This is a genomic window from Caballeronia zhejiangensis (genome assembly GCF_022879815.1).
GTDB classification, from domain to species: Bacteria; Pseudomonadota; Gammaproteobacteria; order Burkholderiales; family Burkholderiaceae; genus Caballeronia; species Caballeronia zhejiangensis.
Map to the genome: position 1 here is coordinate 2179774 of NZ_CP084283.1, position 20572 is coordinate 2200345.

General features: G+C 64.8%; 17 protein-coding genes. 6 read left to right on the forward strand and 11 right to left on the reverse strand.

Annotation, left to right across the window (positions count from 1 at the left end):
• The first annotated feature begins 134 nt into the window (after positions 1-134).
• Positions 135-1556 carry a hypothetical protein gene (locus LDZ23_RS10480; RefSeq protein WP_244807494.1) on the forward strand — a complete coding sequence of 474 codons (1422 nt, stop codon included), beginning with the start codon at positions 135-137 and terminating at the stop codon, positions 1554-1556.
• Positions 1557-1567: 11 nt separating this feature from the next.
• On the opposite strand, the gene LDZ23_RS10485 is transcribed toward LDZ23_RS10480, so the two are convergent.
• Complete coding sequence (locus LDZ23_RS10485; protein WP_244807495.1) at positions 1568-2026, reverse strand: hypothetical protein; 459 nt, start codon at positions 2024-2026, stop codon at positions 1568-1570.
• A gap of 97 nt (positions 2027-2123) precedes the next feature.
• Between LDZ23_RS10485 and LDZ23_RS10490 the strand changes: the two genes are divergently transcribed.
• Positions 2124-2414 (forward strand): hypothetical protein, encoded by a 291-nt coding sequence (locus LDZ23_RS10490; RefSeq protein ID WP_008342521.1) that lies wholly within the window; start codon positions 2124-2126, stop codon positions 2412-2414.
• Between the two features lie 11 nt (positions 2415-2425).
• Here the strand turns inward: LDZ23_RS10490 and LDZ23_RS10495 are convergent, their stop codons facing one another.
• The 5 genes from LDZ23_RS10495 to LDZ23_RS10515 all read right to left on the reverse strand — a co-directional run bounded on the left by LDZ23_RS10495 (position 2426) and on the right by LDZ23_RS10515 (position 10112).
• A complete protein-coding gene (locus LDZ23_RS10495) occupies positions 2426-4657 on the reverse strand; it encodes a succinoglycan biosynthesis protein ExoP (protein WP_034472780.1) in 2232 nt (743 codons plus the stop codon).
• Between the two features lie 86 nt (positions 4658-4743).
• A complete protein-coding gene (locus tag LDZ23_RS10500) occupies positions 4744-5898 on the reverse strand; it encodes a polysaccharide biosynthesis/export family protein (RefSeq protein ID WP_008342525.1) in 1155 nt (384 codons plus the stop codon).
• A gap of 50 nt (positions 5899-5948) precedes the next feature.
• Complete coding sequence (locus LDZ23_RS10505; protein WP_008342527.1) at positions 5949-7328, reverse strand: undecaprenyl-phosphate glucose phosphotransferase; 1380 nt, start codon at positions 7326-7328, stop codon at positions 5949-5951.
• 112 nt (positions 7329-7440) lie between these two features.
• Entirely contained in the window at positions 7441-8970 is a 1530-nt protein-coding gene (locus LDZ23_RS10510) for a mannose-1-phosphate guanylyltransferase/mannose-6-phosphate isomerase (protein ID WP_244807496.1), read from the reverse strand.
• A 143-nt stretch (positions 8971-9113) separates the two neighbouring features.
• The gene (locus LDZ23_RS10515) at positions 9114-10112 is read right to left on the reverse strand and encodes a GlxA family transcriptional regulator (protein WP_033537200.1); all 999 of its coding nucleotides are present in this window, start codon (positions 10110-10112) and stop codon (positions 9114-9116) included.
• 1081 nt (positions 10113-11193) lie between these two features.
• On the opposite strand from LDZ23_RS10515, the gene LDZ23_RS10520 reads away from it, so the two are divergent.
• The 4 genes from LDZ23_RS10520 (at position 11194) to LDZ23_RS10535 (ending at position 14544) form a co-directional block, all read left to right on the forward strand.
• Positions 11194-11646, forward strand: a complete 453-nt coding sequence (locus tag LDZ23_RS10520; protein ID WP_244807497.1) for a GDP-mannose mannosyl hydrolase — start codon at positions 11194-11196, stop codon at positions 11644-11646.
• A 189-nt stretch (positions 11647-11835) separates the two neighbouring features.
• On the forward strand, positions 11836-12894 hold the full coding sequence (locus tag LDZ23_RS10525) for a GlxA family transcriptional regulator (protein ID WP_244807498.1): 1059 nt from the start codon (positions 11836-11838) through the stop codon (positions 12892-12894).
• Positions 12895-12924: 30 nt separating this feature from the next.
• Positions 12925-13512, forward strand: coding sequence for a phosphatase PAP2 family protein (locus LDZ23_RS10530; RefSeq protein WP_244807499.1), 588 nt, complete (start codon positions 12925-12927; stop codon positions 13510-13512).
• Positions 13513-13623: 111 nt separating this feature from the next.
• Positions 13624-14544 carry a LysR family transcriptional regulator gene (locus LDZ23_RS10535; protein WP_033537194.1) on the forward strand — a complete coding sequence of 307 codons (921 nt, stop codon included), beginning with the start codon at positions 13624-13626 and terminating at the stop codon, positions 14542-14544.
• On the opposite strand, the gene LDZ23_RS10540 is transcribed toward LDZ23_RS10535, so the two are convergent.
• From LDZ23_RS10540 to LDZ23_RS10560, 5 genes are all read right to left on the reverse strand, one after another.
• A complete protein-coding gene (locus LDZ23_RS10540; protein ID WP_244807500.1) occupies positions 14480-15586 on the reverse strand; it encodes a glycosyltransferase family protein in 1107 nt (368 codons plus the stop codon). The two genes, LDZ23_RS10535 and LDZ23_RS10540, sit on opposite strands and share 65 nt — an antisense overlap.
• 17 nt (positions 15587-15603) lie before the next feature.
• Positions 15604-17499: a polysaccharide biosynthesis protein gene (locus tag LDZ23_RS10545; RefSeq protein ID WP_175980403.1), complete on the reverse strand. Its 1896-nt coding sequence runs from the start codon at positions 17497-17499 to the stop codon at positions 15604-15606.
• 12 nt (positions 17500-17511) lie between these two features.
• Positions 17512-18537, reverse strand: coding sequence for an MraY family glycosyltransferase (locus LDZ23_RS10550; RefSeq protein WP_244807501.1), 1026 nt, complete (start codon positions 18535-18537; stop codon positions 17512-17514).
• Positions 18538-18728: 191 nt separating this feature from the next.
• Positions 18729-19700: a UDP-glucose 4-epimerase family protein gene (locus LDZ23_RS10555; RefSeq protein ID WP_244807502.1), complete on the reverse strand. Its 972-nt coding sequence runs from the start codon at positions 19698-19700 to the stop codon at positions 18729-18731.
• Positions 19697-20521: a glycosyltransferase family 2 protein gene (locus tag LDZ23_RS10560; RefSeq protein WP_244807503.1), complete on the reverse strand. Its 825-nt coding sequence runs from the start codon at positions 20519-20521 to the stop codon at positions 19697-19699. The genes LDZ23_RS10555 and LDZ23_RS10560 overlap by 4 nt, the downstream gene beginning before the upstream one ends.
• Positions 20522-20572 lie beyond the last annotated feature (51 nt).

Below are 20572 nucleotides of genomic sequence, written 5' to 3' on the forward strand. Positions count from 1 at the left end.
CGATGAAGCGTGGTCCGGCGCACACGCGCTTCCGTCGTTTCGCGCCGAAGACTAGTCGCAAGACGCCGCCGCAACCGCGCACGACAGGAGCCGCTGCTATATTCGACGCAAAAAATAGGGGTGCCGGGGCCGTCATGCGCAACAAGTTCGCCGTCGTCTGGATCTGGCTTTGCCTGCTTCCGCTCGCGTTCGACTTACGAAGCGTCGAGACGGCCAGCAAGGCCATCGATGTTCTGCTCACCGTGACATCGATGGGCGCTGCCTGCGCGATGCTGCTCATCGCGCCGCGCTTCGCGCGCCGCTCGCGCATGCGCGGGTTCGTCAGCGCGCTCTTTCTGCTCACGATCTTCGGCAGCGTCGCAACCCAATGGCTGCAAGGCAACGACGCCGGCAACTACGCGCGCGTCGTGCTGCCGTTCCTCTTGATGCTGCTCGGCTATTTCGTAGGCTGCCGTCCGTGGGATGCGCAGCGTCTTGCGCAGATCGAACGCGCGATGGTCTGGTCGATGATCGCATCGCTCGTGTTCGGCGGCGGTTTCGGCATGGCGATGCCTGGCGGCATCGACACCTTGAGCATTCGCGTCGTCCCGGTCACGTTCCTTTGCCTGCAAGGGCTGTTGCTGCACGAAATCGTCTTCGCGCAGCGCATCGGGAAGCTGGCCGGGCTGTTTTTTCTCGCGACGATCGTCATCGAGATTCTGTTCGGCACGCCGGGCCTCCTGGTCGGCACCGTGCTGCTGATCGCTTATGCGACGTGGCTCGCCGCGCCTTCGCTGCGCGCTTTCTTCGCCGCCGGTCTGCGCACGGCCACGATCCTGACGCTGCTGATCGCGATGGCCACCGCGACGGCCACGTTCTTTCCGACGATCGGAGCCCCGTGGATTAAGCGTCTGTCGCTCGTGCAGGATGCGCCGCCCGCACGCGATCCGGTGCTGATCGCGCGTCTCGCGGAAATGAAGGATCAGGTCGATCAGACTACGTCGTCGGCGATGTCGACGATCGTCGGCATGGGCTACGGACACGACTATCGCTACGCGCCGTCGTATCTGCCGGATCTTGCCGGCGACATCAGCGAGCAGGACTTCTACGCCTTCAAAAAATGGGCGGCTGGCCGCGACTTCTGGGTCTATCAGTTCTTCGCGGGCGGCGTGCTGTTCGGGCTCGCGCTGCCGATCGCCATTCTGTGGGCGCTCTGGCGCGGTTCGCGGGCGTATCGCGCATGGCGGCACAGCACGCCCGATGCGCCCTGGCTGCCGGTGCTCGGCCGTGCGCTCTTCGTGCTCGCTGCGCTGCCCGCGACGTCGATCGGCGGTAATCCGCTCGGCGAGCGTTTTCCGGGGCTGATGTTCGGTGTCGCGCTGGGTCTCGTCGTCGCGTCGTATGCGCGCATCGCGCATGGCATCCACGCGCGCGCCGCCGAAGCGGCCGGTCGCACGCCGCAGCAAAGCGCGCCTTTTTACGGCGCGCCGCCCGACATGCATCCGCAAGACGGGCCGCTCACGGAGATACGTCCGGCGAATCCGCCGCGCGCGTCAGGTTCGCTGCCCGCGCAGTAAGGTCCGTCCGCTCACTGCGCGCGCAGATGTGCCCGCAGATAAGGCGCGAAGCCGTTTTGAACGGAGATGATCTTCGTCGCGCAGTCGTCGAAATCCGAGCCTCGCGCGCGCTCGTCCTCGAACATGCCCTTGCATTGCGCGAAGAGCGAGATCGTCGCGCCGTCGCCGTTCGGGACGCGCGTCGCCGAGAACACCGGCTTGCCGGTGTCCGAAGGCACGTCGGTTTCGATCGCGGCATTGTCGGCGCGTGTCAGGCGTTCCTTCGAATTCTGCTCGACGTAAGTCTTCGTGAGCTTCCAGGCCGCATCGCACTGCGCGGCGTCGCGGCATGCGACGGTCGCATTGCGTTGCGCCGTATCGAGCGATTGCTGCGAGAGCAGGAACGTGCGTTCCTTCGTCTGCTCCTTCTCGACGGACGAGCACGCGGTGAGGACGGTGGAAGCGACTGCGAGAGCGATGAGCTTTTTCACGGACGGAAAGCCAAAGAACCAGGTCGGACGGCGATTATAACGACGCCCGCTTTCGGCAACCATTTGCGTGCGGTATCGCGCGATCAGGAGGAGACACATGAAACACGCGCTTTTGTGGCTGGCCATCGCGGCCTTCGCGCCGTCGTTCGCGTATGCGGGCGATTCGGCCGATACTCCGTCGATGGACGCGCTGCTCGCGCAACAGAACGGCTATGTGGGCAATCCGGCGGGGGGCGCGCGGCTGCGTCCGGGCACGCGCAAGGCCGACGCAAAAGCGATGATGATGCCGCGAAGCGCGGCGGCGACGCTTTATCCGGCGCCTTCGGGTCTGAAGGCGCCGGCGTCGAATGCCGCGCGTGCGCGCGACATCTACAAGTCGCCGTATTGAACTGAGAAGACCTACTCCGCGATGCTCTCGTAGCTGTAATAGCCCGCGTAGGTGCTGCCCATCAGCACCTTCGATTGCGGCACATCGGTGAGGAGCACGCCCTTCATGTGCACGCCGCCGTGATAGAGGCGCTTCATCGTTTCGCCGATTTCCTGCACCTGATTCTTGCCGTGCCGCACGACGAGCAGGCTCGTGCCCGCGTGCCGGCCGATCACGGTCGCGTCGGTGACGGCGAGCACGGGCGGCGTATCGATGACGACGAGATCGTAGAGCTGCTTCAGTTCGCCGAGGATTTCGCCGAGCCGATCGCTCGCGAGCAGTTCCGCCGGATGCGATGGCAGCGAGCCCTTCGGAATCAGATCGACGCCGGGCAACACGTCGTGAACGATGACGTCCATCGCGTTGGCGCCCATCAGCACGTCGGATAGACCCGGCGTGTGACGCACGCCGAAGTGCGAGTGGATGTCGCCGCGGCGCATGTCGCCGTCGATCAGCAACACGCGCTTTCTCGTCGATGCGACGAGCGTCGCGAGATTCGCCGACAGAAACGACTTGCCCGCTTCGGGCCGCGAGCCGGTCAGCATCACGACGTTGTTGCGCGCTTCGCCGAGCTGCAGTTGCAGCGACGTGCGCAAGCTGCGAATGCCTTCGACGGCCGCATCCTCCGGCGCCTGCGCGGCGAGCACGTGCATGCCTTCGCGGCGCATGCCGACCTGACGTTGCAGACGAAGCTGCTGCGTGCTGCGCGGCACGATGGCGAACACGCGCGTGCCCAGTTGCCGTTCGATGTCTTCGGGACGCTCGACGCCGCCCCACAGCGACTTGCGCACGAACGCCGCGATGATGCCGAGCACGAGGCCGATGCCCGCCGAGATCAGGATCACGAGCGCGCGCTTCGGACGCACGGGATCGTCGGCGGGTTGCGCGAGATCGACGATCCGCACGTTGCCGACCTGCCCCGCCTTCGCGATGCGCAATTGCTGCGCGCTGTTCTGCAGGTTCGCGTAAAGCTCGCTGTTCGAGCGCACGTCGCGCGTATAGCGCAGCGCGGTCTGCTCGGTATCGGGCAGCGTCGAAACGTTCTTGCCGAGGCGCGTCTGCGCGGCGGTGAGCGATGCAATCTGCGCATCGAGCGCCTGCACCGACGGATGATTCGCCGTGAAGCGCAGCGACAGTTCCGCGCGCTGTTGCTGAAGATCGGAGAGCTTCGTCTTGTTGTCGACGATCTGCTGCAGGAGCAAGCGGCTCTCTTCGGAGAGATCGACGGAACCTTGCTTGTTGCGAAACGCGCTCAGGCGCTGCTCGGCTTCATCGAGCTGCTTCTTCACGAGCGGCAGTTGCTGCTCCAGAAACGCGAGCGTGTGCTCCGCTTCGGCCGAACGCTTCTGCGTGTCCTGCTCCACATAACGATTCGCGATGTTGTTGACGATCGCCGCGATTTGCTTCGGATTACTTCCTTCCAGAGATACGCCGATGATGCCCGATTGCAGTGCGGTCTCCGCCACGGTCAGGCGCTGCTGAAGACGGTCGATGGTCGTGATCGTCGAGAAGCGTTGCAGTTCGAACTGCACGCCGGGCTTGCCGTCGAGCTTGTCGACCTTGAGCGTCACCGGGCCTTGCGGCGTCGCGCCCGACACTTCCTTGCCGACCTGCCCCGTCAGCACGATCAATCCGTTCGGATCGCGCAGTTCGTAAGCGCCGCGCTCGAGCGCGACGAGTGTGAACTTCCTGTCGTAGAGCTCCTTCGGCGTGTCGAAGAGCGGCACGTCGATGGCTTCGCCGCCCCACGCGAAGCGCGACAGATAACCCTGCGGAATCGGCCGGTTCAGCATCGCGAACACGTTGCCGACGAGCTTGCCCACGACCGGCAACACGCGCGGCGAGGCATCGATATCCAGATGCAGACGCCGCACCGTATCGTCGATGACGAGTCGTGAGCGCAGCAGTTCGATCTGCGCGGCAGTCGAAGTCTTCGTTTCGGTGAGTTGCGGAACGGCGGCTTGCAGCGCCTTGGCGCCGGCGTTCGCGTTGTTCGTGTTGGCCGGCTCGTCGACCTGGATCATCGCGTCGGCCTTGTAGGTCGGCGTCGCGAGATACGCGTAAGAGGTGCCGAGCGCAATCACGGCGAGCATGACGAGCGTCACGAGCTTCCAGTTGAGCATCGCCGCGGCCAGGTAATCGGACAGGCGCAGTTCGTCACCCGTCGATACGTCCACGTATCGCGTATCAAAGTTCATCGACATGATCTCGCTCGCTTATATTTTTTAAGTCGAACCATGATGCTCCGGCGCGCCCCGCGCGCGCCGGTCAGACACTTGATGCCAGATGCTTACTTCGTCAACACGGCCGCCGTCAAACCAGCGTTGATCGCCGGCAGCAGCAGGTTGAGCACGCGCGAGAAGCGCACGAGCCCGTTGTTGTCGACATAGACGACGTCATGCGGCTGCAGCTCGAAGTTGTTCGCGAGCAGCATCGACACCGGCGACAGCGCGTCGAGCTTGTAGACCTCCGGCTGGTCCGTCGCGCCATTGCGGATCACGTACAGCTCGCGCGGGTTCGACGTTTCCGGGTTGAAGCTGCCCGCCTGCGAGATCGCGTCCGACAGCGTGAGCTTGCCGTTGCGCATCGGGATGACGGTGGCCGGCTTGGTCACTTCGCCCATCACGTAGACGCCGTTTTCGTCGCGCGAATCGACACGCAGCGCATCGCCCGGCTTGAGCATGATGTCCGACGGGCTGCGGCCCTTCGACGTCATGCCGGCCATGTTGATGTGATACGTGACGCCATCGCGGATCAGCGTGACGCGGCTCTGATCCGCCGTCGTCGCGAAACCGCCCGCGCGGCCGATCGCCTCGGTGAGCGTCATCGGAATGTCGTTGATCTGCTGCGCGCCCGGCGTGCGGACATCGCCGTCGATATACACCTGCGACGCGCGGAACGACGCGACGCGCACCGTCACCTGCGGCTTCACGAACACCTTCGACAGCTCGGCATACAGCTCGCGCTGAACCTGCGTCTCGGTCTTGCCCGCGACGTGCAGCGGCTTGTTCACGTACGGGAATTGCAGATTGCCGTCGGCATCGACGACGAAGCCGGGCGCGGCATCCGACGTGCGCGTCTGGTTCGCCGGCTGGCCGAGCGCCGCGACGAGTTCCGGGTGATCCCAGACCGTGATCTGCAGCACGTCGCCGACGCCCAGCTTGTAAGGCGCGGGCTTGCCGTAGAGCGAGGCGTTCGGATCGCCCGTCACGGACGGCTGCGCGGCGCGCATCTTCTTCACGAGCGCGGCGTCGATCGTCGTGATCGGAATGTTGGTGGTCGTGGCCGGATCGCCCTGATCGTTCGACGTTTCGACGAGCTGGGCGGGCTTTTCCATGTGCATGCCCGGCGAGAGCCCGCAACCCGTCAGGATCACGGCGACGGAAGCTGCCGCAGCCAGGCTCGTGAGGCGGAAGATACGCGACACGTTGGTGTTGGCGGCCATGGAGGTGGTGCCCGGTTGTTGTTGGTTGTGCATGATGGTCGTCCCCTGCATCAGTAAGCGTTGGTGTGGCGTAGTCCCTTGAAGATCGTTGCGGCGATGATTCTCATATCGAGTCCGAACGACCAGTTACCCAGATAGTACAAATCGTGAGCGACGCGTCCTTCCATCTTTTCGATCCGATCCGTTTCCCCACGAAAACCGTTGACCTGGGCCCAGCCGGTGATGCCTGGCTTGATCCGGTAACGATGGATGTACCCCGATACGACCTTCTGATACAGGTCGTCATGTTCGAGCGCGTGTGGACGCGGGCCCACGACCGACATGTCGCCGCGCAGAACGTTGAAGAACTGCGGCAGCTCATCGAGGCTGGTGCGGCGCAGAAACGCTCCGACACGGGTCACGCGCGGATCGTTGCGCGTGGCCTGGCGAAGCACTCCGGCCTGTTCCGTGTGCAGGCGCATCGAACGGAACTTGTAGATGGTGAAGACGCGGCCATCCGCGCCTTTGCGGTTCTGCCGGAACAACACCGGCCCGCGCGAAGTGAGCTTGATTGCGAGCGCGATGCAGATGAGCGCCGGCGAGACCGCGATGATCGCGCCGAGCGCGAACAGGCGGTCGAAGATTTCCTTTTGCAGCTGCGCCGACGCCGACAACGGCGTCGCGACGAGATTGATCGCGGGCTGGCCGAGCAGATCGGTGACGCCGCTTTCGAACAGCGCGAGGCTGCGCACGTCGGGGATGAAGCGCACGTTGATGAGATCGTCGCGGAATTCGTTCACGAAGCGCAGGATCGTGGGCTCCTCCGACAGCGGCAGCGCGAGCCACACTTCATGGACGTTCTGCGCGCGCACGAAGGCGACGAACGCGTCGAAATCGTCATACACGGGCAGGCGCGTGTTCAGACGCGACTTGCCCGCCGCCGCGTTGAACGCCGCGCACATGCGAAACCCGGTGTCCTGCGAACGCTCGATCTTGCGCAGCATCGAATCGCAATGTCTGCCGCAGCCGACGATCGCCACTTGCTGCAGGTTCAGGCCCGCGTTGCGCATGTGCGCGAGAATCGCGTGCGTGATGAGACGGCCGGCGATCATGAGGCCGCCGGACATCGCGGTCCAGTAGGCGAACCAGAGGCGCGACACGTAGTCGAGCCGATGCAGCGAGAACATCAGCGCGAGCGCGCAGCCCTGCACGACGAGCCAGCCGAGCGAGACCTGACACGCAAGCTGAAGCTTGCTGCGGCCGCGCCACGACTGGTAGACGCCGAAGCCAGGAAAGAGCGCAAGCGAGAACGCCGCCGCGAACGCGACGAACGCCACCGAATAGGTGTGTGCCTCGATGTACTCGAACCTGATTTGCGACGCCACTGCCGCACCGCCGACGATCATCAAGACGTCGAACAGGCGCGCGAGCAATCCCTGTAAATCGCGCATGTTTTTTTCCCCGGAACGCAATCAGCCCTTTACCGCCCTTCAGTCTCCTCCTCGCGTTAGCCCCGTCTTCTTCTTGTGAACGGTTGCAAGAAAGTCTTCTGCCTTCGAACGCTCAACTGCGCCCGTAGGTGTCGTCGAAACGCACGATGTCGTCTTCGCCGAGATAGCTCCCCGACTGCACTTCAATGATTTCGAGCGGCACCTTGCCCGGGTTCTCCAGACGATGCCGCACGCCGAGCGGAATGAACGTCGATTCGTTCTCGGAGAGCAGAAACTGCTCTTCGCCGCGCGTGACGAGCGCCGTGCCGCACACGACGATCCAGTGTTCCGCGCGATGGTGATGCATCTGCAGCGACAGCTTCGAGCCCGGCGACACCACGATGCGCTTGACCTGGAAGCGCTCCCCGTGCTCGATCGAATCGTAGAAACCCCACGGGCGGCGCACCTTGCGATGCGTATCCGCTTCGGGCGCGTGCTGCTCGCGGATGCGCGCAACCAGCCCCTTGATGTCCTGCACGCGCGAACGGTCCGCGACGAGCACGGCGTCGTCCGTCTCGACGACGATCACGTTGGTCGTGCCGACACACGCGACGAGCCGTCCGCCTTCGGAGCGCGCATAGCTCGATGTCGCGCCTTCGAACACGACTCGGCCGCTCGCGACGTTGCCCGATTCGTCCTTGTCCATCGCGTCCCACACGGCGTCCCACGAACCGAGATCCGACCAGCCCGCGACGAGCGGCACGACCACGCCGCCGCACGGCTTCGTCGGCGTGCCGATGTGCTCCATCACCGCATAGTCGATCGAGTCGGACGGCGCGCGCCCGAACTGCGCCGCCTGCGGGCGGAAGAACTTGCCGTCGGCCTCGCCCTCCTGCGCGGCGGCCGAGCACGCCGCGTGCATGTCGGCATTGAGCTTTTGCAGCGCCGCGAGCCACACGCTCGCGCGCACGACGAAGATGCCGCTGTTCCACCAGTACGTGCCCGCCGCGACGTATTGCGCCGCGAGTTCCGCCGCCGGCTTTTCGACGAAGCGGTCGATCTCGTGCGCGCCGTCATCGAGCGCCGCGCCCAGACGGATGTAGCCGAAGCCGGTGTCGGGGCGCGTCGGCGGAATGCCGAGCGTCGCGATCACGCCGCGCTCCGCATGTTCCGCCGCGATCGCGATCGCGCGATGCAGCGCCGGAATATCGGCGATGGAGTGATCCGCCGGCATCGCGACCATGATCGCGTCCTCGCCGTCCTTCACCGCGGCAAGTGCCGCGAGCGTGAGCGCGGGCGCGGTGTCGCGGCGCGCCGGCTCGACGATGATGCGTGCATCGACGCCGGCTTCGCGCGTCTGTTCTTCCGTCGTGAACCGATGCTCTTCGCCGCACACGATGATCGGCTCGCCATCGACCTTGAAGTTGCCGGCAAAGCCTTTGAGCCGCGACACCGTCGCCTGGAGCAGCGAGTCACGTCCGACGACGCCGATCAGCTGCTTCGGGAATTGTTCACGCGACATCGGCCACAGGCGCGTGCCCGAGCCGCCGGCGAGGATCACAGGGACGAGGCGGCGGCACGGCCCGGCCGCCTTGGCCGGGCCCGCCTCCACACCTGCTGCTCCCTGCTTCACCCCACCTTCCGTGCGTGCTTCATTCGTCATAAAGAACTCCTGCCTGCCTGTTCGTCCGAACGGCGAACCGTTCGGGAAATGATTAAGTGCCGGACCGATCGGGTCCGGCCAAAGGTCCGACGTTTTACGCCATAGTCGGGCTCAGAGCGGCCCACGTCACATAAGCGCGCGGGTCAGCCGTTCGCCTCGCGTCTGCTCTGCATCCGGTACTCCGTCGGCGAGATCAGAAGGCGCTTGCGGAAAATCTTCGCGAGCCTGTCGCCGTTGCCCATGCCGCTTCTGCGCGCGATCTTGTCGACCGGCAGTTCCGAATCCGTCAGAAGCGCACAGGTCACGGCGAGGCGCGCCTGCAGCAAATAATCGGACGGCGTGATGCCCATCTCGATCTTGAAGCGGCGCAAGAAGTTGCGCTCGCTCATCGCGGCCACCTGCGCCGCATCGACGACCGAAATCGGCCGTTCGCAGTTGTCCTGCAGCCAGCGCGCCGCCGCGCGGATCTTGTCGCCCGCCGACGCCACGCCGCTGTCGCCGAGGATCGACACGAGCTTCGCGGCCGAACCGGGCATCAGACGTTCGGCGACGCTGCGCGACACGTCGATGCCGAGATCGCGCTTCACGATCAGAAGCGCGCCCTTCATCGACTCGTAGCGGTCGCCGGCGTCGCCCTGCTGCTCGTCGCGCACGAGTTGCATCGCGTTGCCGTAGCGCGCCTGCGCGTCCTGCGCCTGACCGATGCCCGCGGCGTCGAGCACCTTGCGGCCCTCGGAAATCGCGCGCACGACCGTGGTCTTGGTCTGCACGCGACGCAGCCATTCGATGATGCGATCGTCCTTCGCCGCTTCTTCCGCGCCACGGCCGCCGGCGACGAAAAGCGCGTCGAAGCCGCCGTAGTGGCGCGCATCGAGACCGTCCGTCCAGACGCGCACCGACGACGAGCACGCCACGTTGCCGCCTTCGACCGACAGGAACCGCACGTCGTACGTGCAATCCGGCCGCGACTTCGCCGACGACAGCTCGTTCGCCATGTGGAAGACCTCCGCGACGATTCCCGCGCCGAGCAGCGAGAAGCCGTCGAACAGCAGGATCGCGACCTGGCGCACCTCGGTCTGCGAGGCGTTCGACGCGGGAGGCGTCCAACCCATGACGGCGGGTTCAAGAGTGGCGTAAGGCATGGTCATCCCCTGCAGCTTGTTTCCTGGAAGGCGCGGAAGAGTTGTTCGGTCATTGCGGCGCATCAATGGACTTCCCGAACTTCGCCGGGTTGCCGTGACCGATTGGAACGAAGTGTTGGCGGAATCGATCCGCTGGCTTGAATAATAAGCAGACAATGTTTTTTGTGCTCTGGATTTTCGCGCTTAAACCACAGAATCTGTTCCGCTATGAGGGTGAGCGCACATTGAAATCCTTCCCCAAATTCCGGAAAGCCTGCATTCAATGCATGGAAAACAAATGCGGATTTGTCATACAAGGGTTGATTCGGCGGTTTAGCTCAATCTGATTCCCGTGCCGCCAGATCGGACACAGCGTTGCTCACTAAGCTCCACAGGACGGCCCCGCGCGGTCCGCCGGATCCGATGGCCGCCAAGTCCGATCATTCGAACTGATTCATTTATGAAACATCGATGTGTGCGAAAGCGGACGTTCGTACCGCTGCAATCGGAAAATTTTGGTTTCGCCGTTACATTTAGGAACGATATGTAATGCGCATTTCAGACGCCGATTAAAATCCGCGAACGGCTTCGGCATTAATACTCAATTATTTTCTAATAACGCAATCGAGGTTCCCAACGTGATTTTTGATTAACCCGTTTCATTTTTGTTCAAAGGCATAATGCGGTATTTTCATATGAACTTAGATGCTGCATTGCAGCGGACGCGAGATCGCGTCGAACCTGCATGCGCGCGGGACTCGGGCGCTGTCACCGTCCGCCATCGGCTAGTATTTTTGCGGCGGCGCACGCTTTGACACTATTTGCCGAATCGCCCAATTCTTGTTTTGCTATGATCGGCTGAATGCGGCTCGAATCGCGCGTACGTTCGCAATCGTCTTTACGCAAATTTTCGTACAGCGCGCGGACACGCAAATCGGTCAGGTTTGCCGCCCGCGCTGACAATGTGCTGACCGTTGCTCGTCAGCCTTGCATGTTTCAGTCGTGAAATTCGCTCGCGCGTGCGCGCACGCACGGTCACGCGGCGTCGCAGCGGGCATCGTTTGCGCGACGCACGACTCGCCGAAGCCAACCCGGAGCAACGATGCTGAGCAACGCTGATTTCCTGACGGTCGTGCGGCTCGCGCCGCTCGTGGCGATCGATCTGATCGTCACCGATGGCAACCGGCGCATCCTCGTGGGGCATCGGCGCAACCGGCCCGCGCAGGGCACATGGTTCGTGCCGGGCGGCCGCATTAGAAAAGACGAATCGCTCGATGCCGCCTACAGGCGCATCGTCAGCAACGAGTTAGGCGTCGCGAGCGCGCAGCGTTCGGCCGCACGCTTCTTCGGCGTCTACGAGCATCTCTACGACGACAACTTCGCGGGCGCCGATGGCATCGGCACGCATTACATCGTGCTCGCCTACGCGCTGACGCTCTCGAGCAAGGTTCCGATCGGCCGCTTCGATCAGCACAGCGACTATCGATGGCTTGTGCCCGACGAACTGCTCGCGCGCGACGACGTGCACGAAAACACCAAGGCCTACTTCCGCTGATCCGCGCGAAAAGGCGCGTACCGAGATCATCTGCCAACACTTCGTCAATTTCGGACTCGGCGCTCGGCGGCTGCCGGGCGCCGCGTATAGTGCGCCCATGTAAGCTCACTTTCCCGCTACTTACGTTCCTGCATCGATCGAACCCCGGCCGGACACGACGCCTGCCGCGGTTCCCACAGGGAGAAGTCGATGGTGTACGCCAATGGTACGGGCCGGCTTCAGGTCGTGCGCGCGGTCGCGCCCGACGTGCCGTCCGCCGATATGACCAGCGCGGCGAAGCGAATCGGCATTCTGATCTTCGAGGACTTTTCGCTCGTCGAAGTCAGCTCGATCTCCGAGGTCTTCTCGGTCGCTAATCAGGTGCATCTGCCCGCCGACGCCAACGCACGCGCGCAGGCGCCGAATTATTCGCTGATGTTTCTGTCGAGCGATGGCGGCAGCGTGGCGAGCAGTTGCTCGATGCGGATCTGGACCGAGAGTCTCGAAACGCGCTGGATGAACGAATGCGACGCGCTGTTCATCGCGAGCGGCGTGGGCGCGCGTCATGCGCGTAACGATGCCGCGCTGCGCAAGCGCCTCGCGCGCGTGGCGCCGAAGATTCCATTCATCAAGGCGATCGGCGAAGGCGCGCAGATTCTCGCCGCGGCCAATCTCGACGTGCAGAACCGCACGCTCGATTTCGCCGGCGAGCCGCAAGGCCGCGCGCTTGCGCCGGCGTTGTCGAATCCGCTTTTCATCGCGGAACAAACGCTCACGCTCGACGATCCCAAAGGGCCGATCGCGGCGGCGCTGTCGATCATCAAGCGCGATCACGGCGCGGCGCTCGCGCGTGAAGTATCGGAGCGCTCCATTCCGGGCGCGTGGCAGAAGCTCGCCACCGTGCTCGACGATACCGAAGCCGGCAGCGTGCGCCAGAAGATCGACGCCGCCGCGCGCTGGATCCGCGAGAACTACGTGCGGCCGATCTCGATCACCGATGCGGCGCGCGTCGCCGCGATGAGCGAGCGCAATTTCCTGCGCCGCTTCAAGGCGCAGATCGGGCTGACGCCGTCGGAATATCTGTTGCGCGCGCGGCTCGATGCGAGTTGCATGTTGCTGGCCGCGACCGATCTGCCGGTCGACAAGATCGCGCGGCGCTGCGGCGCGGGCAGCGGCGACGGCCTCGCGAAAATCTTCCGCAAGCGGCTCTCGATCTCGCCGACCGAATACCGGATGGCAGGCCGCCGAAAACAGGGCGACGGTTCGTAAACGTTCCGAGCCGGCCTAGAACAAATACGCATGGAATCAAAGGTACTCTGGACGCTTTCGAATCTCGGCGACGCGGCCTTTCTGCTGCCGCTCGCGCTTGTTTGCGCGCTGTGGCTGCGCACGGTCGACGTGCGCCTCGCGGTGCGCTGGGCCGTGCTGCTCGCCATCGGCATGGGGCTCGTCGGTCTGTCGAAGATTCTCTATGCCGGCTGCGGCGTCGAGATCGCCGCGACCCGGTTGCGCATGATCAGCGGACACACGATGCTCGCCGCGTCGATCTACACCGTCGAGGGCGGCTTGCTGTTCGGCGCATTCGGCGGAAGCTGGCATCGGCTGGGCGCGGCGGGCGGACTCGCGCTCGCGGCGGCCATCGGCGCGAGCCGCATCATGCAGGACGCGCACACGCCCGCCGAAGTCGTCGCGGGCTGGGTGCTCGGCGCGGTCGTCGCCGCCCTCTTCCTCATGCGCGTCTTCGAAACGCCGCGCAAGATGCCGCGCGCGCTCGTCGCGGGTTGCGCGCTGCTGGCGGTTTCGTCGATCGCCTACGGCCATCACGCGCCGTTCCAGCGGATGATCGAGCACTATTCGTGGCGGCTCTGTCAGGGACTCGGGCTCTGAGCTTCGCGTCAGTTCACTCGCAGCGCATGGGCTGACGAACTTCAGTATGATCGCAGGCTCTTTTCTCTCGCGCGCCCATCGAGGCGCGCGATCACGTTTCCGGGATCGAGCATGGACCGCTTCCTTGCAATGAAAGTCTTCGCGCGAGTCGTCGAGGCGGGCAGTTTCTCCAAGGCAGCCGATGCCCTGCGCCTGCCGCCCGCGAGCGTCTCGCGCACGCTTCAGGCGCTCGAAGCGCATCTCGGTGCGCGCCTCATCAATCGCACGACGCGCAGCATCAGCATCACCGAAGACGGCGAAGCCTATTACGAGCGCTGCGTGCGCGTGCTCGGCGAAGTGGACGACATGGAAGCGTCGCTGTCGCATTCCAAGCTGAGTCCCAAGGGCAATGTGAAAGTCAGCCTGCCGCAAGTGATGGCGAAGAACACGATCATTCCCGCGCTGCCGGAATTCTTCGCCGCGTATCCGGATATCGGCGTCGAGCTGGTGCTGACGGACCGGCAAGTCGATCTCGTCGAGGAAGCGGTCGATTGTGTCGTGCGCGTGGGCGCGGTGGGCGATGTCGGGCTGGTCGCGAAACGCATCGGCGCGTATACGCAGATCACCTGCGCGTCGCCGGGATACATCGAAAAGCACGGCGAGCCGACGTCGCTCGATGACCTCGAGCAGCATCTCGCCGTCGGCTATGTGCTGAACAACTCGGGACGCGTGCGCAACTGGGAATTCGTCGTCGATGGCGAAACGCGCACCATCGCGATGAAGCACAAGATCGCCGTGAACGACGGCGATTCGTATATCGCGGCGGGCGCCAACGGGCTCGGGCTGATTCAAAGCTCGAGCTATACGCTCGATCCGCTCGTCAGAAGCGGCGCGTTGAAGGAAGTGCTACGGGAATATCCGTCGTATCCGCGCGTGGTGTCGGTGCTGTATGCGGCCAACCGGCATCAGCCGAGGCGCGTGCGCGTGTTCATCGACTGGGTTGCGGAGTTGTATGCGCGCCTGCCGTCGTTTCAGGTGAGCAAGGGAAACTGAACGCGGGCGTCGTTTGCGGCGATGCATCCGCGAACGGCATCGCGCGCCAGTCGTAATCGCGATAGGCGCGCTCGAGCGCGCGCAGATCGGCGGGCCGCGCGCTCGCGTGCACGCCCTCCAGATGCGGCAAGCTGAATTCCACCTTGACGCAGTTCGCATAATCGCGCGCGCGCATGTTGGCGGGGATCGTCGTGAAGAACGCGGTCGTCGGCACGTCGAATCCCGCGCCGGCGTGTAGCGCCGCCGTATCCGCCGTGACGAGATAGCGCGCGCGCCCGATCCACGCGAGGAAATCGTCCGTGTCGATGCAAAACGGCGCGATATCGCGATAACGCGGATCGTCGACGGGCCCGAAACCCATCACCGGCAGGCCGGTTTCATCCGCGAGACGCGCGACGATACGCGCGCGCATCGACGCCGGAATGCTGCGCACCGGCGTGCTCGCGTTCGGGCAGAACAGCGCGTAAGGCTCGCTTGCGATTGGCTTGAGCGGCACATCGGCGAGCCAGCGATTGCGCTTGTCGGCGGCGGCGATGGTCGAAGGCGCGATGCCCATCGCCCAAAGGAAGAAGTCGATCATCGGCATCCAGGCGAAGCGCGGCCAGAAAAGCTGATTGCCGACGTCGATCTTCGGTTCATCGGCAGGCAGGCTCGCGAGCGGCACAGGCAGACCGACGATATCGGCGAGACGCGGCGCGGCAAGCTCGTAAAGACGCTGCACGTAGCGCGGCGCGCGCGCCGGCCGATAGATCGTGAACCGAAGATGCGGATAAAGGCGCTTGACGGCGGAGAGCGCCGTAAGCCCGATGATCGAATCGCCGAGCGTGACGCCGAACGCGTTGACGAGATGCACGCGGCGCTCGCGCGCATAGTCGGCGTCGAAGTGTTCGCGGCCCGCGTTCAGGATGGTGGCGGGCAGCGCGGAGAACGCGGATGCATCGGCGTGCGCGACTTCGAGATCGTAAGGCGCGACGATCTCGCCGCTTAGCGATAACAGCGATCCCGCGTGGGTCAGCGCATGAACTTCGTCGAGCGTCGTCATGCGTGACCCCGTTGCGGTCAGCCGGCCGCGCCGCGTTCGTTCGCCGCCTTCGCGACGGGCACGCTTTGCAGCACGGGCATCGTCGCCGTCTGATACTCGGGCACCCAGCGGCGCAGATCGCGGCGCACTTCTTCGTCGGAGAGCACGCGATGCTGCATCAGCCAGGGCAGCAATTCGTCGATGAAATCGTCCGGCACGCCGCGCGCCTGCGCGATGCGCAGCTTCGGATGCGGCGTGCGCGTGGTGGTTTCGTCGTCGGCGAGCAGTTCTTCGTAGAGCTTTTCGCCCGGACGCAGCCCCGTAAACGTGATGCGGATCTGCTCTTCCGTGAAGCCATAGAGACGGATGAGGTCGCGCGCGAGATCGACGATTCTCACGGGCTGGCCCATGTCGAGAATGAAGATCTCGCCGCCGCGCCCCATGCTCGACGCCTGCAGCACGAGTTGCGCGGCTTCCGGAATCGTCATGAAGAAGCGCGTGATTTCCGGATGCGTGACCGTGACCGGACCGCCCTTCGCAATCTGCTGCTGAAATTTCGGAATCACGCTGCCCGCGCTGCCGAGCACGTTGCCGAAGCGCACCGTCTCGAACTGTGTGCGCGGCGCGGATTGCTGCAGCGCCTGACAGGCCATCTCGGCGAGACGCTTGGAGGCGCCCATCACGTTGGTCGGGTTGACGGCCTTGTCGGTGGAGATCAGCACGAAATGGCGCACGTTGTGTCGAATCGCCGCGCGCGCGACGCGCAGCGTACCGAGCACGTTGTTGCGCACGGCCTGCCACGCGTTCTGCTCTTCCATCAGCGGGACGTGCTTGTAGGCCGCCGCATGGAAAACGATGTGCGGCGTGAAGCGCGCCATCGTCTGATCGAGCAGCAGCGAATCCTTCGCGTCGCCGACGACCGGAATCACCGAGCACTCCGGAAACTTCTCGTGCAGTTCCTCGATGAGGCGATACATCGCATATTCGGAGAGGTCGTAGGCGATGAGCTGCGCGGGCGAGAAACGCAGAATCTGACGGCACAGTTCCGAGCCGATGGAGCCGCCGCCGCCCGTCACCATCACGACGCGCCCGTGGAGCAGTTGCTCGACGTGCGGCATGTCGATCTTCACCGGCTCGCGGCCGAGCAAGTCTTCGAGGTCGATCTGCCGCACGCGCGACAGGAAGTTGCCGCCTTCGGTGAGCGGCGTGAGCGCGGGCAGCACCATCACCTTGACGCCGGCGCGCACGCACAACGTGGCGACGCGCCGCTGCTCCTCGACCGACGCCGAAGGAATCGCGATGATCACGTAGTCGGTCTTGTACTGCTCCGCGAATCGGGAGAGGTCGCTGAACCCGCCGAGGACCTTGTGGCCGAGCACTTCGCGGCCCTGCTTGGCGGGATCGTCGTCGAGCAGGCCGACGAGACGCCATTCGCTGGAGCGCGCGAGTTCGCGGGCGAGCATCGCGCCCGCCGTGCCCGCGCCGAGCACGATCACGGGCTTGCCCTGGCCGACCAGACCGCCGTACAGATAGAACTCCTTGCCCGCGCGATAAAGCGCGCGCGCGCCGCCCATCGCAAGAAACAGCAGAAGCGGCGAGACGATAAGCACCGAGCGCGGGATGATCGGCGTCGGCTGCGACATCACCGCGCCCACCATCACGACGAGCGCGCCCACGACGATCGATTTGGAGATACGCATCAGGTCCGGCAGGCTCGCGAACACCCACATGCCGCGATACAGCCCGAAGACGCGAAAGACGATGGCGTAGACCGGCACGACCCACAAGAGCGCGTGCAGCGCGCCATCGCGGAAATCATGCGGCACGCTGCCGTTGAAGCGCAGCAGGTAAGCGACGACCCAGGCCCCGACGACGGCCACGAGATCGAAGCCGAACGCCCCCGCCGATAGCCATGTAGCTTTTATTCGATTCATCAGCATGGACCCTCAAGATTGTCCGGTATGGCGCGTTTCATGACGACGCCACTGCGCGTCGACGACCGCGCCCGCTGCCACAACCACGACTGCCCAGCCAGCAACCGCCGACCACTGCCCCGTGACGGAAAACCACAGCGCCCAGTTCGCGAGGATCATGCCCGCCAGCATGAGCAGATACCACGTGAGCGCGGTGCGCGCGTGCCCCATTCCGAGGCGCACCATGCGCTGATAGTAATGCTCTCGATGCGCCTGCCAAAATTTTTCACCGCGCGCGAGGCGTCGCAGCAACGTGACCGTGGCATCCGCGATGAAAGGCGAAAACACGAGCGCCGGAAACCAGACGGGCCACGCGCCCCGTTGCCAGCCCCAGAACCCGAGCGCGCCTGCGAGAAATCCCAACGGAATAGACCCGGCATCGCCGAGAAAAATCCGAGCCGGATGGAAATTGAGGGTCAGGAAACCGGCCGCCGCTCCGGCGATCGCCGCGCTCGCCAGGCCGAGATCGGCTTGCGGCGCGGGTCCGGCGAGCGCCGCGAGCGCGTAGCCGCCGAATCCGAACAGCGCCATGCCGCCGGCGAGCCCGTCGGAGCCGTCCATGAAGTTGTAGAGATTGACGAGCCACAGCATCAGAAAGCCGACGAATGCGAGCGCCCACCACGGCGCGTTCGCCGGATGCGCGACGATCACGAGCGTCACCGCGACGATATGCGCCGCGAAGCGCACGCGCGCGGGCAAGCCGCGGCGGTCGTCGATCTGCGAGACGGCTGCGAGGAAGACCGCGCATGCCGCGACGAGCCACATCGACGGGGCCGCGACGAAAAGCGCGACGACGGCGACCGGCACGATGCCCCAGCCGCCGACGCGCGGCGTGGGCCGTTCGTGCAGCGAACGCTCGTTGGGGATATCGGTGGCGAGGCGCCACGCGAGGCCCGTGCGGATGAGCGTCCGCAGAATCAGCGCGCAGGCGGCGAACGCCAATACCGCGACCGACATCGCGGCCAACGGCGGCGAAGCTTGGAAATACGAATGCAGCATGCGTTGTTATGAGTTGTCGAAAACGAAGCCCCGATCGTCCCGGCGACTTTTATCCCGGGCAAACCCGCAAGGATACGCGAACGGTCGCCGGAATTAGTCGTAAATAACTGACGGATAACGAAAATCGCGCCGATATCGAAGCCGCGCATATTTTAACGTTCGCGACGGACGTTCCCGATCGCGAGAACCGTTTATTGCGCGCGCGTCGAGCGAAACCACGCGGCCGTGGCGGCGAGGCCTTCGTCGAGCGATTGCGGCGCTTGCCAGCCGAGCGTCTCGCGGATGCGGCTCGAATCGAGGCGCAGGCTGCCGGTCAGCCGATCGATCTGCGCGGTCTTGCCCGTCAGACGCCCGACGCCGCGCAAGAGTCCCACCGGCACCGGCACGAGCCGCGCCGGTTTGCCGAGATGTTGGCCGAGCTTGCGCGCGAGTTCGGCGACGCTCGGGTCGTCGCCGTCCGTGACATGGAACAGGCGGCCCGCCGCGGCCGGATGGAGCGCGCATTCGATCGTCGCGCTCGCGAGGTTGTCGACGGAGACGAGGCTGCGGCGCGCATCGATCGCGCCGAGCGGCAACGGGATGCGGCGCGCGATCGCGTTCATCATCGCGAGGAAATTGGCGCGCACGCCGGCGCCGTAGACGAGCGGCGGCCGCACGATGGCGATCTCCAGCCCGGTGCGGCTGCCGAATTCGAGCAGTTTCACTTCGGCTTCGGCTTTCGACACGCCGTAGGCATCGGGCGGATTGCGCGCGTCGTCTTCGGTGAACGGGCGGCCCGGATCGCTTTCGCCGAGCGCCTTGACGCTGCTCATCATGACAAAGCGCGTCACGCCCGCTCGCCGCGCGGATTCGGCGGCGGCGAGCGTGCCGTCGACGTTGACCGCCCGATACGCCTCCAACACGGCCTGCGATTGGGCGGCGGCGTCGGCCATTACGTGGACGCGCGCCGCAAGATGGATCACTGCGTCGCAACCGGCAAAGGCTTCGGGCGCGATCGAATCGAGGCCGTCAATATGTCGCACGTCGACGCCCGGTTCGCATTGCGCGTCGCGCCGCACGAGCCCTGTCGCGCCGATCCCGCGCGCCGCGAGCGCACGGCTCACCGCGCGGCCGACGAAGCCGTTGGCGCCGGTTATCGCGATGCGTCGGCCGGATTCGCTCATAGCCATTTCCAGCCGAAACGGTTGAAGAACCGGTACGCCGACGTGACGAACAGCTTGATGTGCACCGAGCCTTTCTTCGCCGCGCCGCCGCCGTGATGCAGGATTCGCACCGACGGCACATAGGCGATGCGCGCGACGCGGCGCGTGCGCAGGCTCAGGTCGTAGTCCTCGAAATAGAGGAAATAGCGCGGATCGAAGCCGCCGAGCGACTTGAGGACATCGGTTCTGAAGAGCATGAAGCAGCCGCTCACGATCGGCGGATCCCACACGATATTGCTGTCGCCGATGACATCGCGCATTTCGTAGCGCGCGAGGCGCCCCGCGAACGGCTTGCGCAGCGCCGACGGCAGAAAGCCGCGCACGAAAAGGTCGAGCACGGTCGGATAGCGGCGGCAAAGAAACTGCTGACGGCCATCGTCGCCGCCGATCCACGGCGCGAGCAGACCGGTTTCCGGCGAGCCGTGCAGAAAGGCGAGCGCGCGGCGCAGGCCATCGGCATTGAGTTCGACGTCGGGATTGAGAATCAGATGGAAGCGGCTGTTCGCGCGCTCGATGGCGAGATTGTGGCCCCGCCCGTAGCCGACATTGCCGTGCCCTTTGAGCACCACGGTGTCGAATTCGGCATCCGAGGACGCCGGCAGGTCGGCGAGCTCGCCCGGATTGCCGTTGTCGATCAGATACAGGCACGGGCGGCCGGCGACATCGTGCAATTGGGCGAGCGCGGATTCCAGCGTTTCGACGGTGCGCGCGAGCAACGCGGCATCGGGCCGGTAGACGACGATGGAAATGCTGAGAGTGATCGGCGGGGCGTTCGCGTTCATCGGACAAATGGGGCGTCCGCGCCACGAAAGGAAAACGGACCGCATCGACGG

Excerpts from the sequence above, each read along its gene's own strand:
- LDZ23_RS10480 (WP_244807494.1), top strand. The coding sequence starts at position 135 with ATGCGCAACAAGTTCGCCGTCGTCTGGATCTGGCTTTGCCTGCTTCCG.
- LDZ23_RS10490 (WP_008342521.1), top strand. The coding sequence starts at position 2,124 with ATGAAACACGCGCTTTTGTGGCTGGCCATCGCGGCCTTCGCGCCGTCG.
- LDZ23_RS10495 (WP_034472780.1), bottom strand. The coding sequence starts at position 4,657 with ATGTCGATGAACTTTGATACGCGATACGTGGACGTATCGACGGGTGAC.
- LDZ23_RS10500 (WP_008342525.1), bottom strand. The coding sequence starts at position 5,898 with ATGGCCGCCAACACCAACGTGTCGCGTATCTTCCGCCTCACGAGCCTG.
- LDZ23_RS10505 (WP_008342527.1), bottom strand. The coding sequence starts at position 7,328 with ATGCGCGATTTACAGGGATTGCTCGCGCGCCTGTTCGACGTCTTGATG.
- LDZ23_RS10510 (WP_244807496.1), bottom strand. The coding sequence starts at position 8,970 with ATGACGAATGAAGCACGCACGGAAGGTGGGGTGAAGCAGGGAGCAGCA.
- LDZ23_RS10515 (WP_033537200.1), bottom strand. The coding sequence starts at position 10,112 with ATGCCTTACGCCACTCTTGAACCCGCCGTCATGGGTTGGACGCCTCCC.
- LDZ23_RS10520 (WP_244807497.1), top strand. The coding sequence starts at position 11,194 with ATGCTGAGCAACGCTGATTTCCTGACGGTCGTGCGGCTCGCGCCGCTC.
- LDZ23_RS10525 (WP_244807498.1), top strand. The coding sequence starts at position 11,836 with ATGGTGTACGCCAATGGTACGGGCCGGCTTCAGGTCGTGCGCGCGGTC.
- LDZ23_RS10530 (WP_244807499.1), top strand. The coding sequence starts at position 12,925 with ATGGAATCAAAGGTACTCTGGACGCTTTCGAATCTCGGCGACGCGGCC.
- LDZ23_RS10535 (WP_033537194.1), top strand. The coding sequence starts at position 13,624 with ATGGACCGCTTCCTTGCAATGAAAGTCTTCGCGCGAGTCGTCGAGGCG.
- LDZ23_RS10540 (WP_244807500.1), bottom strand. The coding sequence starts at position 15,586 with ATGACGACGCTCGACGAAGTTCATGCGCTGACCCACGCGGGATCGCTG.
- LDZ23_RS10545 (WP_175980403.1), bottom strand. The coding sequence starts at position 17,499 with ATGAATCGAATAAAAGCTACATGGCTATCGGCGGGGGCGTTCGGCTTC.
- LDZ23_RS10550 (WP_244807501.1), bottom strand. The coding sequence starts at position 18,537 with ATGCTGCATTCGTATTTCCAAGCTTCGCCGCCGTTGGCCGCGATGTCG.
- LDZ23_RS10555 (WP_244807502.1), bottom strand. The coding sequence starts at position 19,700 with ATGAGCGAATCCGGCCGACGCATCGCGATAACCGGCGCCAACGGCTTC.
- LDZ23_RS10560 (WP_244807503.1), bottom strand. The coding sequence starts at position 20,521 with ATGAACGCGAACGCCCCGCCGATCACTCTCAGCATTTCCATCGTCGTC.